At 49.5% G+C, this 15,807-nt stretch carries 15 protein-coding genes; 5 read left to right on the top strand and 10 right to left on the bottom strand.

From position 1 onward, the window contains the following. Positions 1–149 precede the first annotated feature (149 nt). The gene (locus D9T21_RS22110) at positions 150–692 is read left to right on the top strand and encodes a heme NO-binding domain-containing protein (protein WP_123327326.1); all 543 of its coding nucleotides are present in this window, start codon (positions 150–152) and stop codon (positions 690–692) included. Continuing rightward, complete coding sequence (locus tag D9T21_RS22105) at positions 689–2,845, top strand: putative bifunctional diguanylate cyclase/phosphodiesterase (protein WP_123327325.1); 2,157 nt, start codon at positions 689–691, stop codon at positions 2,843–2,845. Before D9T21_RS22110 ends, D9T21_RS22105 begins: the two co-directional genes overlap by 4 nt. 40 nt (positions 2,846–2,885) lie before the next feature. On the opposite strand, the gene D9T21_RS22100 is transcribed toward D9T21_RS22105, so the two are convergent. From D9T21_RS22100 to rpe, 8 genes are all read right to left on the bottom strand, one after another. Then, positions 2,886–3,692 carry a DUF1338 domain-containing protein gene (locus tag D9T21_RS22100; RefSeq protein WP_123327324.1) on the bottom strand — a complete coding sequence of 269 codons (807 nt, stop codon included), beginning with the start codon at positions 3,690–3,692 and terminating at the stop codon, positions 2,886–2,888. Between the two features lie 15 nt (positions 3,693–3,707). Then, entirely contained in the window at positions 3,708–5,183 is a 1,476-nt protein-coding gene (gene astD, locus D9T21_RS22095) for a succinylglutamate-semialdehyde dehydrogenase (protein ID WP_123327323.1), read from the bottom strand. A 38-nt stretch (positions 5,184–5,221) separates the two neighbouring features. Next, positions 5,222–6,259, bottom strand: coding sequence for an arginine N-succinyltransferase (gene astA, locus D9T21_RS22090; RefSeq protein ID WP_123327322.1), 1,038 nt, complete (start codon positions 6,257–6,259; stop codon positions 5,222–5,224). A 17-nt stretch (positions 6,260–6,276) separates the two neighbouring features. Beyond that, the gene (locus D9T21_RS22085; protein ID WP_123327321.1) at positions 6,277–7,485 is read right to left on the bottom strand and encodes an aspartate aminotransferase family protein; all 1,209 of its coding nucleotides are present in this window, start codon (positions 7,483–7,485) and stop codon (positions 6,277–6,279) included. Between the two features lie 359 nt (positions 7,486–7,844). Continuing rightward, complete coding sequence (locus tag D9T21_RS22080) at positions 7,845–9,005, bottom strand: HDOD domain-containing protein (RefSeq protein ID WP_123327320.1); 1,161 nt, start codon at positions 9,003–9,005, stop codon at positions 7,845–7,847. A gap of 111 nt (positions 9,006–9,116) precedes the next feature. Then, complete coding sequence (locus D9T21_RS22075; protein ID WP_123327319.1) at positions 9,117–9,770, bottom strand: anthranilate synthase component II; 654 nt, start codon at positions 9,768–9,770, stop codon at positions 9,117–9,119. 15 nt (positions 9,771–9,785) lie between these two features. Then, positions 9,786–10,793 (bottom strand): tryptophan--tRNA ligase, encoded by a 1,008-nt coding sequence (gene trpS, locus D9T21_RS22070; RefSeq protein ID WP_123327318.1) that lies wholly within the window; start codon positions 10,791–10,793, stop codon positions 9,786–9,788. A gap of 25 nt (positions 10,794–10,818) precedes the next feature. Then, positions 10,819–11,496: a ribulose-phosphate 3-epimerase gene (rpe, locus tag D9T21_RS22065; RefSeq protein ID WP_123327317.1), complete on the bottom strand. Its 678-nt coding sequence runs from the start codon at positions 11,494–11,496 to the stop codon at positions 10,819–10,821. Between the two features lie 424 nt (positions 11,497–11,920). On the opposite strand from rpe, the gene D9T21_RS22060 reads away from it, so the two are divergent. The 3 genes from D9T21_RS22060 (at position 11,921) to D9T21_RS22050 (ending at position 13,274) form a co-directional block, all read left to right on the top strand. Then, entirely contained in the window at positions 11,921–12,649 is a 729-nt protein-coding gene (locus D9T21_RS22060) for a TorF family putative porin (protein ID WP_123327316.1), read from the top strand. Positions 12,650–12,803: 154 nt separating this feature from the next. Beyond that, entirely contained in the window at positions 12,804–13,061 is a 258-nt protein-coding gene (locus D9T21_RS22055; RefSeq protein ID WP_123327315.1) for a hypothetical protein, read from the top strand. 21 nt (positions 13,062–13,082) lie between these two features. Beyond that, entirely contained in the window at positions 13,083–13,274 is a 192-nt protein-coding gene (locus D9T21_RS22050; RefSeq protein ID WP_123327314.1) for a DUF2970 domain-containing protein, read from the top strand. A gap of 20 nt (positions 13,275–13,294) precedes the next feature. On the opposite strand, the gene D9T21_RS22045 is transcribed toward D9T21_RS22050, so the two are convergent. Together D9T21_RS22045 and D9T21_RS22040 are read right to left on the bottom strand one after the other, a co-directional pair. Next, positions 13,295–14,152, bottom strand: coding sequence for a Dam family site-specific DNA-(adenine-N6)-methyltransferase (locus D9T21_RS22045; protein ID WP_123327313.1), 858 nt, complete (start codon positions 14,150–14,152; stop codon positions 13,295–13,297). A 186-nt stretch (positions 14,153–14,338) separates the two neighbouring features. Continuing rightward, positions 14,339–15,775 (bottom strand): SPOR domain-containing protein, encoded by a 1,437-nt coding sequence (locus D9T21_RS22040; protein WP_123327312.1) that lies wholly within the window; start codon positions 15,773–15,775, stop codon positions 14,339–14,341. Between the last annotated feature and the right edge of the window lie 32 nt (positions 15,776–15,807).

Here is a 15,807-nt window from a genome sequence, read left to right as displayed (position 1 = left end):
TTCAGAGGGCGCGCGCATTTCTGTAAAACGTCCCCCCAGTGCTATCACCTTTAGCCTAAAAATCCTGTTTTAGCGGGCAATTTGTGTGTACTTTCAGCCACTTCTTCTACACTTAATACCAATCGCCATAGGATTTAGGGAAAGTTGCTATGCTTGGAATTGTGTTCACGTCATTGGTGGAAATGCTCGAGGACAATATCTCACCTGAGTTTGCCGACGAGGTGTTGGTTGAGGCAAACCTGGAGAATGACGGTGCTTTTACCGCTGTAGGTTATTATCCTTTCAGTGAGCTGCAAAAAATTATGGTGGTGCTGGTCAATAAGACTGGCCGGCCACTGAACGATTTACTTTACGATTATGGCAAGTACCTGTTCACGGTGTTATCGGCAGGTCATGCCGAGATGATGGCCAACCGACAGTCGGTGCTGGAGATCCTCGATTGCCTGGATGACGATATCCATGTGCAGGTAAGGAAGTTGTACCCTGATGCAGACCTGCCTTCGTTTAAGGTACTGGAACGTACTCCCGACACAATTAAGATGGAATATCATTCCATGCACGACCTTTACGCCCTGGCTGAGGGGCTTATTGATGGCGCAGCAGCGTATTTCTCGCAACGGGTTGAGCATCATGTGACGCCAACCGAAGTACCGCACACTTATCATATAGACGTTAAATTGCTTGCATCGTGAATGATATCTCACCCCCCGCAGCCAGTGTTGCCAGTCTGACCCGACGACTGGAACGGGAAAAGGCGGCCAGAAAACAAGCCGAAACTCTGCTCACAGAAAAGAGTAGGGCCCTTTATGATGCACTGACCACAAGTCGTAGCGACCAGGAAAAGCTTGAACTGGCGCTATGGGCCAGTCAGGAGAGCTATTTTGAGTGGCATGCAGAGGAAGATGCTTTCATCATCCGTTCCTTCGGCTTACGCCACAAGCAACTGCGAGAGGTTAAACAAAATGCCATCGCGCTGATGCGTAGGGTGCATGCAGATGATTTACCCCAGGTGCAGTTAGGCTGGTCTATGGCGGTTAATGGTGAAAGCGACGATATTGAACTGATTTGCCGGATCCGTGGGGTGGGTGGTTACCAATGGACCCGCGCCCGAGGCAAGGTGCTGGAAAGGGATAAAACCGGTACCGCCACCTACATCGTCGGAATGGCTAAGGATAAAACCCGGGAACACCGCGCCGAGCAATCCTTTCAGCTTATGGCTTCCGCTTTTTCCAGCTCCCGCGAACCTATGCTGGTGTTGTCTACCAGTCTGCAAATAACTGAATCTAACAAGGCTTTCAGGCGATTAGCCAGGCTCGGTGATACTGAGACTGTCGAAAAGTTGCGGCTGGATTGTTTTTTAAGTGATGCTCAGGAACCGCTGGAGCGAATTAATCAGAGTCGGCAGGAAAGGTTTGAAACCGAACTCACTACCCGGGATGGTGAGGCTATTGCGGTTGACGTTTCACTGTCGGTATTTGAAGCCAGGCACCAGAGTTCATCTTACTTAATTGCCACCTTGCGGGATATCAGTGAACGCAAGAAAAACGAACAACAGCTACGCGTGCTGGCCAATCACGACGATCTCACCGGCTTGAAGAATCGCTTAAGCTTGCGTAGTGCGCTGGAAGAGCTGGTGGATAAGCAACAACGTTTTGTATTGTCCTTCATTGACCTGGACGGCTTTAAACAAATCAATGATATTGCCGGTCATGAGCTCGGCGATGAGTGTCTGCAGATTGTTGCCCGCCTGTTGAGTAGTGCCTTTCCTGCCTCGGCGATTGTTACCCGCTGGGGTGGCGACGAATTTATTATCGTCAGCACCGAGTTAGATAAGGCCGCTTTTCATCAGCTCAACCGCCAGGTGATCGACACCCTTGAACGCCAGACCTTTAACAGCGGCAAAACCGAACTCACCGTGTCGGCCAGTATAGGCATAGCGGCTTATCCTGAGGATGGCGACAGTATCGAGGCAATTATTCAAAATGCCGATGTGGCCATGTACCGGGCTAAAACCGGTGGTAAGGGCCGGGTATTTGAATACCACGATGGCCTGACTGAAAGTGTAAAAGAACAGGTAACCATGCTCAGCGACTTACGCCGGACCATCCGTAACCGGGGGCTGGAATTCTACCTGCAGGGCAAGTATAACGTGGCTGGCAGCCTGATTGGTGCGGAATTATTATGCCGTTGGTTTTCGCCACTACACGGCATCGTCAGTCCCGGGATCTTCATTCCCCTGGCTGAGCAACACGGTCTGGATATGGATATCGGGCTGGTGGCCCTGGAGTCTGCCTGTGAATATATCAGCATGCTGGAAACCGAGCGCATTAGCCTGCCTTTGTCGGTGAACATCAGTGCTAATCAGTTGTTGAGTGAATCCTTTGCTGAAGATGCCGCAGCTATTTGTGCAGAACATTTTGTGTCGCCCGAGCTGGTGGAGATCGAAATTACTGAGTCTATTTTCATTCAGGATGAAGCGGCGGCAATTAGAGGGCTGGCGGCTTTGAAATCCCATGGATTTATTCTCGCGCTGGATGATTTCGGCTCCGGCTTTTCGTCGCTGAGTTATTTGCGCAAGTTTGACTTTGATGTGATAAAGCTCGATCGCAGTCTGGTAAAAGGGATTGATGGTTCTGAGCGGGCGCGTGCGCTGTTAAATGGGATTTTTAAAATGCTCGACAGCTTACGACTGGAGGTCATTATTGAAGGGGTGGATAATTCTGCTTATTTGCCATTACTGGAAAATATAGGCATAAATTCTTATCAGGGGTTCCTGTTTGAAAAACCGTTGCCTTATGATCAGTTTATATTAAAACATACCCAGGGCTGGCGCATGGTTAAGTAAACACGGTCGGGACAATAATACCCGACCGTGCTATACAAGATTAACGCGCGTTAGTGCTTTCGAAAATCTTATCTGCAGACGCTTCAACAAAACCCTGATATAGCTTGCCATCCGGCATAGTGTAGCGCTGGGCAAACTCATAAAAGCAACTAGGGATATTCAGACTGCCATCGCTGAACGCCAGGTTGTATTCATCAGCCATAGTTGATGACTGCGCCAGGTAGACAGACTCACCACCTTTGATTTCGCCGCCTGAAGTGTTAAGCACAAAACCGGCTTCTTTCAGCAGGATGTTTACATCGGCTAGGGTGTCGATGTTGTTCAGGTGGTTTACGCTCACGGTAAAGTGATTAGCCCTAAAGCCCCAGGCGGCCAGCCAGCCGGCATATTCAGATTCACTGATGAGCGATTGATATTCCTCGGTGGAAAGCTGCCAGTGACGGCCTGAGTAAAGAAAGTTTTCGGCCTCTACTACACTGGCAGGCATTTGTTCTACCAGCGCATGGATAATACGCTGTGTTTCGGCAGAGAACTCATTTACGCGTAGCTCACTGATAAACACTTTAGGCACTGTTGGATCCGGGTGTTCGAAGTGCTGGGCGGTGACTTTTTTCGCTTTAAAGTCGTAGTCGCCCTTCGCTTCGTAACCCAGTGCCAGAAAATGCTCAGCCAGGTGAGAGAGGCGGGTTTTATCCAGCGCAAAGGTACGAAACGCCACATGGTCGTTAACGATTTGCGGGCTGTTTTCCTCACCGGCCAGCAGCTTATGAATGCGCAGCGCACTGGGGGTAATACTAACGTAATCGTTCCAGAGCGCCGAAAACAGGCTATCGGTTGTCTTATGCATAACGAATTTCTGTCCTTATTCTAATTCTAATCCAGGGCTCAGAGTGCCGGGTAAAGTCACTTTATCCAGCTCAACTGAGGCAACCGGGTATGCGCAGTAGTCTGCCGCGTAGTAGGCACTGGCGCGATGATTACCACTTTCACCAATACCACCAAAGGGAGCGGCACTGCTGGCGCCGGTAATTGGACGGTTCCAGTTTACAATCCCGGCCCGGATGTGAGTAAAGAAATGCTGGTAATCCGCTTCGCTGTCGCTTAACAGTCCGGCCGATAGGCCAAAGCGAGTGTTGTTAGCCTGTGCAATAGCGGTATCCAAATCGGTATAGCGAATGATCTTAAGCAGCGGACCAAAGTGTTCTTCGTCTTCCATGGTGTCGGCAATAGTGGTTACGTCCACGATCCCTGGTGTCACCAGACCAGTTTGCTCGTCAAGGTGCTTAAGCGGCTCAAGTGCTGTGGCACCGGCGTCGAGCAGTTGCTGTTGGGCTGCTACCATTCCCTTCGCTGCAGCGGCGCTGATCATAGCGCCCATAAAGGGCTGTGGCTCAGCGTCGTAGTGACCCACCGAAATCTTGCGGGTGGCATTAACCAGGGCATCCACTAACGCATCACCAGCGGCAGTAGCCGGGATAAACAGGCGACGGGCACAGGTGCAACGCTGTCCTGAGGTGACAAACGCAGACTGGATAATGTCATGCACGGCGGCCTTGGTATCGGCTACTTCGGTAACGATGAGCGGATTGTTGCCACCCATTTCCAGCGCCAGGATCTTACCCGGATGGCCGGCAAACTGTTCGTGAAGGATCTTGCCGGTGCGCGAGCTGCCGGTAAAGAACAGGCCATCGATTTGCGGATGTGAAGCCAGCGCCTTGCCGGTTTCCACTTCACCCTGAACCAGGTTAAGCACGCCTGCCGGAATACCAGCCTGCTCCCATAGCTTAACGGTTGCTTCAGCAACTGCCGGGGTTAAATCACTGGGTTTAAATACTACGGTGTTACCGGCGATCAGCGCTGGCACGATGTGGCCATTAGGCAGGTGACCCGGGAAGTTATAAGGGCCGAATACCGCCACGACACCGTGGGGCTTATGACGGATGAATGCCTTGCCCACCGGCATTGGGTTTTCTACCGTGCCGGTTCGCTCGAAGTAAGCTTTTTCTGAGATGGCAATTTTGCCAATCATCGCGCCAATTTCGGTGGCGGTTTCCCACAGTGGCTTACCGGTTTCCTGTGCAATCAGCGCTGCCAGTTGTTGCTTGTTTTCGCCCAGCAATTCGGCAAATTTTTTAATCAGTGACAGGCGTTCTTCAACGGTTTTAGCTGACCACTGAGGAAGCGCCGCGCGGGCGGCGTTGAGGGCGCTGTCTACCTGGGTAGCTGAGGCGGCCTGGCCGCGCCAGATGGTTTGATTTTTGGTCGGGTCGACCGAAGTAATTGGAGAACCTTCTCCGGCAACCCACTGCCCATTAATAAAATGAATGGCTTGTTGCATGATTTCTGTCCTGATGCTGTTGTAATTGTGTATTGATATCAGTTGCGGGGTTTCACGCTCGCGAACCGAATTGAGTCGCCTTCTTCCACGTCTAACGACGCTGCAGCTTTGTGAGAAAGCACTGCCTGGCCGGTCTGTTCATCAAAACTGACATCGGCAACAACCGCTCTGAAATCGGCGATTTTAGTATTAATGATGTAGCAAAGTTCGCCGTCTTGGGCAGCCGACTGGTCGTCAATATGTACCGTTGCACGGCGGCTACGCTGGGCGGTATTGATGTGACTTAAGCGGGCTTCCACCGTTGGACCACCGTCGAAAATGTCGACATAACCACGGCAACTAAAGCCTTCTTCCTGCAGTAAGCGCAGCGCCGGTTCGGTTTTCTGGTGAACCTTGCCAATAACGTTCTGGGCTTCCTGGCTGAGCAGATTGACGTAGATCGGATATTTCGGCATAAGCTCGGCAATGAAAACCTTATTACCAATGCCGGTCATGTAATCTGCGGTGGGGAAGTCCATGGAGAAGAAATGCTCCTCGAGCCACTCCCAGAATGGCGAGCGGCCATTTTCGTCGCTGACGCCGCGCATTTCGGCAATCACGATCTCGGCGAAACGCTCGCGGTGTTCTTCCATAAACAAAAAACGTACTTTGGATAAGAACCGGCCGTTCACTCCCTTGCGGGCATTTTCCCGCAAGAACAGCGTGCAGATTTCGCTGACACCGGTGTAGTCGTTACAGAACGTGAGGATCTCAACCGTGTTATGGATATTGAGTTCACGGGACGCGTGTACCACCTTACCCAAATGGTAGTGGTAAAAAGCATCGTCAGTGCCAACCGCGGCTTCGATACCCGTTGTACCGACGACTTCGCCGGTAACGATATCTTCCATAACGAACAGGTAGGATTCATTGCCAGGCGCAGACACATCGCGACTGAACGCTTCCAGTGACTTGCCGATTTTACGCTTGAGCAGGCCTTCGTTGACCGGCAGCGACGTAAAGCCGATGCCGGACTCTTCTGCTACTGCATACAGGGCGTCATAATCACTCGATCGAATAGGGCGAATAATGTACATGAGCAATTCCCGGTTAATTAGCGTGCCGCTACCACACTCGCAATAGCACGTTCAAAACGAGTCAGACCTTCGGCAATGTCTTCGTCTGGGATAACCAGAGACGGAGCAAAACGAACAACGTTAGCCCCGGCTACCAGACACATCAGTTGCTGTTCGGTAGACGCGTCGAGGAATTTACGTGATTCGCCCTTGAAGTCGTCGTTTAATGCACAACCCAGCAGCAACCCTTTCCCACGAATTTCAGCAAACACTTTGTGCTTGGCATTGATGGTTTCCAGGGTGTCGCGGAACAACTGTTCCTTTTGTTTAACGCCGTTCAGTACAACCGGGTCGTTGACAATATCAAAAGTACGCTCGGCCACGGCACAGGCTAATGGGTTACCACCATAGGTGCTGCCGTGAGTACCAGGCTTAAGGTGTTGGGCAATGGCCGTAGTGGTGAGCATAGCGCCTACCGGGAAACCGCCGCCAAGGGCTTTGGCTGTGGTCAGGATATCCGGCACTACGTCCAGACCCATGTATGCATACAGGTGGCCGGTTCGGCCTACGCCTGATTGGACTTCATCGAAAATCAGCAGTGCGTTGTGTTTGTCGCACAGTTCACGAACACCCTTAACAAAGGCTGGATCCGGCGAAATGATACCGCCTTCACCCTGCAGCGGCTCCATCATTACCGCGCAGGTTTCATCTGAAATCAGCGCTTCAAATGCTGCCAGGTCGTTGTAATCGCAGTGCTCAACCGCACCTGGTTTTGGTCCGAAGCCATCAGAATAAGCTGGCTGGCCGCCTACTGTTACGGTGAAGAAAGTACGGCCGTGGAAGCCCTGGGTGAAAGCGATGATTTTTTGTTTGTGCTCACCATATTGTTCGAGCGCGAAACGACGAGCCAGTTTCAGAGCGGCTTCGTTAGCTTCTGCGCCGGAGTTAGCGAAATAAACGCGCTCAGCAAAAGTATGGTCGGTGAGCTTTTTGGCCAGTCGTAATGCCGGCTCATTAGTGAAAACGTTACTCAGGTGCCATAATTTCTGACCCTGCTCAGTTAAGGCATTAACCAGCTCCGGGTGACAATGGCCCAGTGCATTTACGGCAATACCGCCGGCGAAATCAATAAACTCGTTACCTGCCTGATCCCAAACTCGCGAGCCCAGACCACGTACCGGGACCATTTTGGCCGGGTTGTAGTTAGGAACCATGACTTGATCAAACATTTCGCGGGTTACCTGCATTTTTTCACCTCTAACTGTTAGTTATCGTCATAAACCCGCGTCTTTCAGGCTGGCGAATTTATGGCTTCAATTCATTTTTAAGCGCTCCAGTATGCCACCTTAAATGGCTGTTGTCTTGTCTATTACCTTTCCTCAAAGGCAGTAAAATCAAGGGGTCTGGCACTTATTGCATAAAATGTGAATAACTATCCATATATGTGAATATGCGGCCGTCGGGGCAAAAATATCGGCGGATTCTGCTCCATGCTGGCTATAGTGAGGTTTTTGCCTGTAAAACAGGCTTTACGGCTGAATGATTATGAATCGGTTGAAAAAGCGCATTTTTGGTCTTCACAACGGCTTATTCGCCGATGTTTTGCTCATAGATCGGTCAGTATGGGGAGCAGATGAAGTGTCTGGCTATGCAGTTTTTGCAGCAAATCGGACTCAATAGCGCAGCCCGCGATGAACTTGTCATTTTCGTCATCGAGGAACAGGTTATTGTCTTTTAACATGCGGTATTTGGCGTAATAACGGGCCTGTTGCAACACTTGTGTGAGCGGATCTGCATCCTCTGGTAATACGTCCTGCAACACCTGTTGCATGGCGCTGGTATATCCAACGCGCTTAAAGACCATGTATTCAAACAAATGCAGGGCTGCTTTGTCACTGTGCTCATCAATTAAAGGCAGTAAGCGTTTTGGATCTGGTACCAGTTGAACCAGCGCCGAGTGCAGATTGCGTAATTTGGCTTTTTGCGCATGGCGTAAAAAGTCGAGGTGCACCTGTTCAAACAGGCGAAAATAAAGCTTGATAATAGCACTTCGACCCAGCTGGCTAAAAAGGGCAAGGGTGTAGGCCTCAAAAGGTTTTACCTTATGGCTTTTCGCAATGGCTTCGGCAGTTCTGGCGCATATAAGGCTGTATTCCCAGACCTTGTGCTTTATTTGCGGAAACGGATCGCTTATTAACGGCAAGGTCTGTTTGTAAATGAGGGCCGGGATGACCCGCTTTACATTGTCTATACCAATGAAGCTCAGAGCAGTTTTGAGGGTATCTACGGCAATCACATCACCGCGGGCATCGCGGCGTCGGTATTGCGGTTGGTTTACCTGCTTAAGCAGTTCATCAACCAGCCAGGGAATATTTACCGCAATGGCTTCAACCTTGCTGATGGTAGCCGATGGTGTGGCAAGTAAGTCTATCAGGTTGGTAGTATGTTCTGACCAGTTCAGCAGGTTTTCACATACATCCTGGGTGTCGGCCAGTGTCTGTAGCAGCTTTTTGTCGATAACCGTGTGCAGTTGCTGGTTAATTTGCTGTACGTAATTGGCCTGGATCTTAGCCGTTTCCAGTTTGCTTTTAATAGCGTCTTTTTCAACTTTTAGCAGCTGACGGCGGGTAAAGCTTTGCTCAGACTCGGCGTAACTCACTTCACCGGGTCCACGACGGCCAATCATCGCTTTCGCAAGCTCAGGTGCCAGCAATAAATAGTTAAATCGTTTAGCAAAAGCTGGTGGGGCCAGTAACCGCTCTACCATTGAAGTCCCGCTCTATCCATGTAATACCCGAACCTTATCTGTTTTGCAATGCTAAGGCTAGGACATGTTTGTGTTTGTTCAGGCAATCAGACCGTTTAAATAACCAGTGCCTTACATCGCATTGTTCAGTGTAACGGACTGACCGTTGAATTCTGATACACAATTGATATCGGCATCTGCTGAAACAACCTTAGCCAGTAGCAAAAAGTTTAGCAGAACCTGATGACCATACTCGGTGAGTAGCGACTCCGGGTGATACTGAACACCCCATACCGGCAGGTCTTTGTGTTTCACAGCCATGATTTCGGGTGTCTCGCCGTCATCGCTCCAGGCTATTACTTGCAGGCAGTCGGGGATAGAAGCCGGATCGATAACCAGAGAATGGTAGCGGGTGACTACAAACTGGTGCGGAATATTAGTAAACAGACTGTCACCATTGTGCTTAACGCCGGAGAGCTTACCATGGCGAACCTGCAGGGCATTGGTTACTGAAGCGCCAAATACCTGACCGATAGCCTGATGACCAAGACACACGCCCATGATTGGGATGATGCCGGCAAACTGACGGATTACCTCCAGACTGACGCCGGATTCATTGGGTGTGCAGGGGCCTGGCGAGATGACAATTGCCTGAATCCGTGCCGGATCGATATCGGCCACTGTAATAGCATCGTTACGCACTACCTGCAGCTCACAACCCAGCTCCTGAAAATATCTTGCCAGGTTGTGACTAAAGGAATCGTAATTGTCGATCAGTAGTATCAAGGTTTAATCGACTTCTCAGGGCTTAGCTATAAATCCCAGCGCCTCGTAAGTAGCCTTGAGCGTAGCGGCCGCACGTACCTGGGCTTTTTCTGCGCCCTGGTGCATTACTTTATCCAGATAGGCCCGGTCGGCACGCAGCTCATTGTAACGCTGTTGTAGTGGTTCAATCAGCGCAACCACTGCATCAGCCACGTCTGACTTTAAATGACCGTACATTTTATCTTCGTAAGCGGGTACCAGCTCGTCTACTGTTCTGCCGGTAGCCAGAGATAATAACGTCAGCAGGTTAGTCACGCCTGGTTTTTCCGCCCAGTCAAAATAGATGCGCGCCTGCTCGTCAGAATCGGTGACAGCGCGTTTGATCTTCTTGGCTACCTTCTTAGGTTCTTCCAGCAAGCCGATAAAGTTGTTCGGGTTGGTGTCTGATTTAGACATCTTCTTATCCGGCTCCTGCAAGCTCATAATACGAGCACCGAATTCAGGAATGTAAGGCTCCGGAATGCGGAAAGTGTCGCCATAGATGTTGTTGAAGCGGGTAGCGATATCGCGGGTAAGCTCCAGGTGTTGTTTCTGGTCTTCACCTACCGGCACTTCATTTGCCTGATAAAGCAGGATATCGGCGGCTTGTAAAACCGGGTAGCTGTACAGGCCTACATTAATATTGCTGGCATTGCGGGCCGACTTGTCCTTGAACTGGGTCATGCGGTTCAGTTCACCCATTTGGGTAAAGCAGTTTAGCACCCACGAAAGCTGCGCGTGCTCAGGCACATGAGACTGCAAAAACAGCGTACTCTTGGTTGGGTCGATACCACAGGCCAGATACAACGCCAGACCATCAAGACAAGCTTCTTTGAGTTTGGCCGGGTCCTGACGAACCGTTATGGCATGCAAATCCACAATCATATACAGACAGTCGTGTGTTTCCTGCATGGAGACCCACTGCTTCAGCGCACCCATGTAGTTACCCAGGGTAAGCTGTCCGGATGGCTGACAGCCGCTTAATACGATTGGTTTTGCGCTCATTACTTATTTACCTATTCACACTTAATTACTTTGAAGACACTGTAGCCAGTTCGTCACGCATTTGCTGGATAACTGCGGCATAGTCCGGCTGATTGAAGATCGCTGAACCGGCGACAAACATATCCGCACCGGCAGCGGCAATGGCTGCGATATTATCGACTTTAACTCCGCCGTCAACTTCCAAACGGATGTTTTGACCAGAAGCGTCGATACGAGACCTGACTTCCCTGAGCTTATCGAGCGTACCAGGAATGAACGACTGACCACCAAAACCAGGGTTAACCGACATTAATAAGATGTGATGCAGTTTGTCCATTACATAGTCGAGATAATGCAGTGGCGTGGCCGGATTAAATACCAGACCCGGCTGACAGCCTTTATCAGCAATTAACTGCAGACTGCGGTCGAGATGCTGGCAGGCCTCCGGGTGGAAACTGATATAACTGGCACCGGCATCGGCAAACTGGGTAATTAAGTCGTCCACCGGCGAAACCATCAGGTGCACATCTATAGGTGCGGTAATGCCATAGTTACGCAGCGCAGAACAAATCATCGGGCCAAAGGTCAGGTTAGGCACGTAGTGATTGTCCATCACGTCAAAGTGAACCACGTCAGCGCCGGCGTCGAGCACACGCTGTACATCATCACCCAGACGGGCGAAGTCCGCCGAGAGTATCGACGGTGCTATCAGGAATCGTTGCATGATTAACCCTTATAGACGGTGTAGGGAAGCAGAGTAATGCCGGGCGAGTGATGAGAAGCGCTGTTGTTATGTGATATGTACGACAAAACAAACACTTGGCCAGCGTATTTATTGGGCGATATTTTAACGGATTATCGTAACTGGCAAAAGGTTTTATCTCGCACCTTAACGGTGATTTTGCTTCTTTTTGGTGCAGACTATTGCTAATTGACTGTGCGAAAGCGCTTTTAAAGATTTTTATGCTGTAAAAGTTGTGAATAAAAATGCATTTAAAACAGTAATTTATTAAGTTTATGTGGCCCATTGGCAAGTGTCGACACATTGGGCACTAGTTTTGCGTATACCGACATCACAAAAATAAAAATACAGACAGAAAAGTGATTTAAATAAAAACACTTATGCGTGATTTATACGGAGAACACACATGAAATTTAATAAAACACTGGTAACTTTAGCCGTTGTTGGCTCTTGTCTTTCGTCACAAGTTGTACTGGCTGATAGCCTGTCTGGTAACGTAAGCGTAACTAACAACTACATCTGGCGTGGTCTGACTCAGACCATGAACGAAGCAGCGGTTCAGGGCGGTATCGATTACGCCAGCGATAGCGGCTTCTACGCGGGTACCTGGGCATCTAACGTTAAGTATGAAGAATCTGACGCTTACTCTTATGAGCATGACGTTTACTTTGGTTTTGCTGGCGAAGCTGGTGATATCAGCTACGACGTAGGTTACCTGTATTATAACTACGATGAAAATGCGGGTTATGATTTTGGTGAAGTTTACGGAAGCATCGGTTACGGCAGCTTCAGTGCAACGTTATCTGTATTAGCGAATGCTGAGCCAGATGAAGGTCCGGGTGAAGACTTCGGTTTCGGCCAGGCAACTTACCTTTCACTTGATTACGGCATTGCGCTGGAGAGCGGTACAGAGATTGGTCTGCACTTAGGTCACCACCAGGGTGATTTTGCCGAATCATTTAACGGCGTTACTGACGCTTACATTGATTACGGTGTAACCATTGCTAAAGATGGCTTTGCGTTTATGATCAGTGGTACTGATTTAGACGACAATGATGATTTCGCAAACACGCCAGAGCGTGATAATGACTCAATCAAATACACTGTTTCTTACTCAGTAGATTTCGAACTGTAAGAGACCTTTAACACTTTTACAGTGTTTATGTTTTGTGCACGCAAAGGCCACACATTAGTGTGGCCTTTGTACTTTTGGTTAAAATTTTCATTGCCAGATGTAACAGACTGATTATAATTACACCAATGGATTTTATTCTGGAATGGTTTTCAGTATGACAAAGCTAAAGAAAAGCTTGAACTGGCGCGTCGCAGGAGCAGTATTTGCTCTGGCTTTAACCGTGGGCAGTTTTAACCTGAGCGTAGGATCGCCAGAGGCAGATTGTCTGGAAAACCGAGTGGCAAACGTGCTTGATGAAGCTGAGCAAGTCAGCTGGGTCAGCTGGTTGACAGGTCGCTCTACATCCTACCGTTTTCATTTTCTCGATCTTCTCGAATTACTGTCACGTCACAAAGGCAAAGACAGCGAGTAACCGCTCGCTGGTTGTAATGTTGTGGCAAATAAACCGGGTTTCCTGAGAGTCGTACAAAGCGTACTGGCCAGTGCCTTTGGTGTTCAGAGTCAGCAAAAATACCAGCAGGATTTTTCACAAACAACTATTGCTCCTTATATTGTGGTGGGGATTATCTTCGTTGTATTGCTGGTACTCGGGTTGATTGGCCTGGTGAACTGGCTTACCCCCTGAATCAGTTTTATAGCTGGTAACTATTCGTCGTCTACTGCGGTGATTGGGTACACAGGCTTGTGTTTGAATAACGCAAGCAACTCACTTACCGGCTTGCGAGCACTTCCTTTCTGACTGATTGAGCGTTTTACATTTAATGTAGTGATTTGAGCGCCATAGTACATCTGCCGCGTCATCGGTAAATCATGATTTGAAATCAGTACTGGAATGTTTCGTTTAAACGCGGCACGCTGAGCCAGAGTTGCCAGTTTATGCTGACAGGATAAGCTGAACTGCTTGGCCGCGTAGCTGGTAAACAAAGCGGTTTTACTGATTGGTGCATAAGGCGGGTCGCAATAGATCACGCTACCTCTGCGGGCATGCTGAAACACTTTTTCAAACGGTAAACACGTAAACCTGGCTTTTTGTGCCTTTTCAGCGAACACAAACATCTCGCGCTCCGGGAAATAGGGGCGTTTGTATCGGCCAAATGGCACATTAAAACGGCCTTTGAGACTGTAGCGGCACAAGCCGTTATAGCCGTGTCGATTCAGATACACAAACAACAGAGCACGGTAATACTGGTCACTGGTCTGGTTGAATTCCTCACGCAGGCCATAATAGATTTTTTCGCTGTTATGGTGCGGCGAGAAAAAATCTTTCAGATCATTGATGAGCGGGTCAGGTTGCGCTTTTAGCAGATTGTAGAGATTAATCAGGTCCGGATTAATATCATTGAGCACATAGTGCTTAAAGTCAGAGTTGAGAAACACCGACCCTGCGCCAACGAAAGGCTCGATGAGCTTCTTCCCTTCTGGCAGGTGTGCATTGATTTGTTCAACCAGACTGTATTTGCCTCCTGCCCATTTGAGGAAAGCCCGGTGTTTACTGACGGCCATTATGTTGGTAACTACTCACTGACGCTATGATTTTTATTATTGGGGATATTGTGAACAACTGCCACAAAGCCCAGCATCCCGCACCCGGAAAGGTTACCCTTGGGTGGCATTCAACTTTAACGAATCATTGATTGTATCTGTCAGCGCGGATCTCGACAACCGACAATAGCCAGAAATCGATAATTATTAGGGGATACTGGCTATTTCTGCTTTTACCTGGTTACCGGCTTTAACGAATGCCTTGTCGCTGCCAGGAAATTGCGGTAAGGCCTGCAGTTGCTGCTGAGCGGCTGGTAAAGAGGCAGCGGGCGTTGACCACAGAATGACATACCAGTCACCACCGTAGCGATAGGTTTTGTAAATAGTGACCTGGCTGGTGAGCTGATGATCCGTTAGGAAATCCCGGGCCAGCTCCAAATCTTTCATGCCGGCAATCTGAATCCAGTACTGACCGGCATCGCTATTGGCCGGTTGATCATTGGCTAATTGCACTGTTCCGGTATTCAGCGAGTCTCGTAGCGGCGCGGCCTGAATGTTAGTTACTTCCGCAGGCTCTGAAGAATTTACTGTTTCAGCTGATGCAGTAACTTGCTGTGGCTGAGCGTTTTGTGCGGTGGCGGCTTCTGCCGAAGAAGGCTCTGTTACATCCGTAGCCGCGAGCGGTTCCTTGGTATTGGGTTTATCGTTGGTAACCTGATTGTTGGCTGGGGCCGGAATCGCTTTAATTGCATCATTAAAACTGGCCATAACGCGCGGCTGAGCAGTCGGCAGTTCAGCTTCTGTTACCGGCTGCTGGTCCATAGCGGCGGTATTATCCTGCTTTACAATACTCAGTGTTCGGGTCGGCTTGATAAGCGCTTCTGGCTCATCAGTTATAGTCTGCGTGTTTCTCGGTTCGTTGCTATCGAGCGGATCAAACAGGGTGGTCATGGTAGCCCCGTATTGCCAGCCCATAATCGCAACAAAGCAGGATAAAAACACCAGCGTTACGCCAATCCACAGCCAGGGTGAACGTAAACGGTTATCGGTGAGCGGGGGAGCGCCTGCTTCGCCGCGTTCCTGACGGTAACGTTCAAAAGCGGCCCGGCGCTCAGCCAGTAATTTATCCACATCACTGCTGTATTGCTGGGTAGATACCGACTGGCTGCTAATCAACAGGGGCGTGTTGGTATTCTTGGCCGGCAGCCACTCTTTGGCTTGTTCGGCCCAGTCACTTTCACCAAATAGCAGCACATTAAGGTGCTGTTTATTATTGGCAAACCGGCTTTGTAAAACCAAATCCCACAATTCCTGCAGGAAACTATTGGGAATATGTTGCGCCTGAGTGATGGTGATGAGTACCGGTCCATCATGATGATTAAGACCGGCGAGCAATTCATTTAACGGCCGGATATAACTGCCCACAACCTGGCCAAGGAGTTGTTTGCAAAGGGTGCCACGGTAATCGGTGACCTGCATATCCGGCTCGGCGGTAATAAACGCCAGTTCGGTGTTGTCGGACTGCTGAAAAACGAAGGATTCCAGCGTGCGTTGCTGCTCAGCAATACTGTCTCCGCTGACAAAAATCAGCTGAGACGAGTAGTTGACTAAATATTCAAGCCTGCTGTGCAGCTCAGATGCCACGGTAGTTTCCTCATTAAACGGCCAGTTATATT

The organism is Marisediminitalea oceani, from assembly GCF_003731635.1.
Lineage (GTDB): Bacteria > Pseudomonadota > Gammaproteobacteria > Enterobacterales > Alteromonadaceae > Alteromonas > Alteromonas oceani.
Note: the sequence above shows the minus strand (reverse complement) of the source record. Positions and strands in the feature narration are given on the sequence as shown.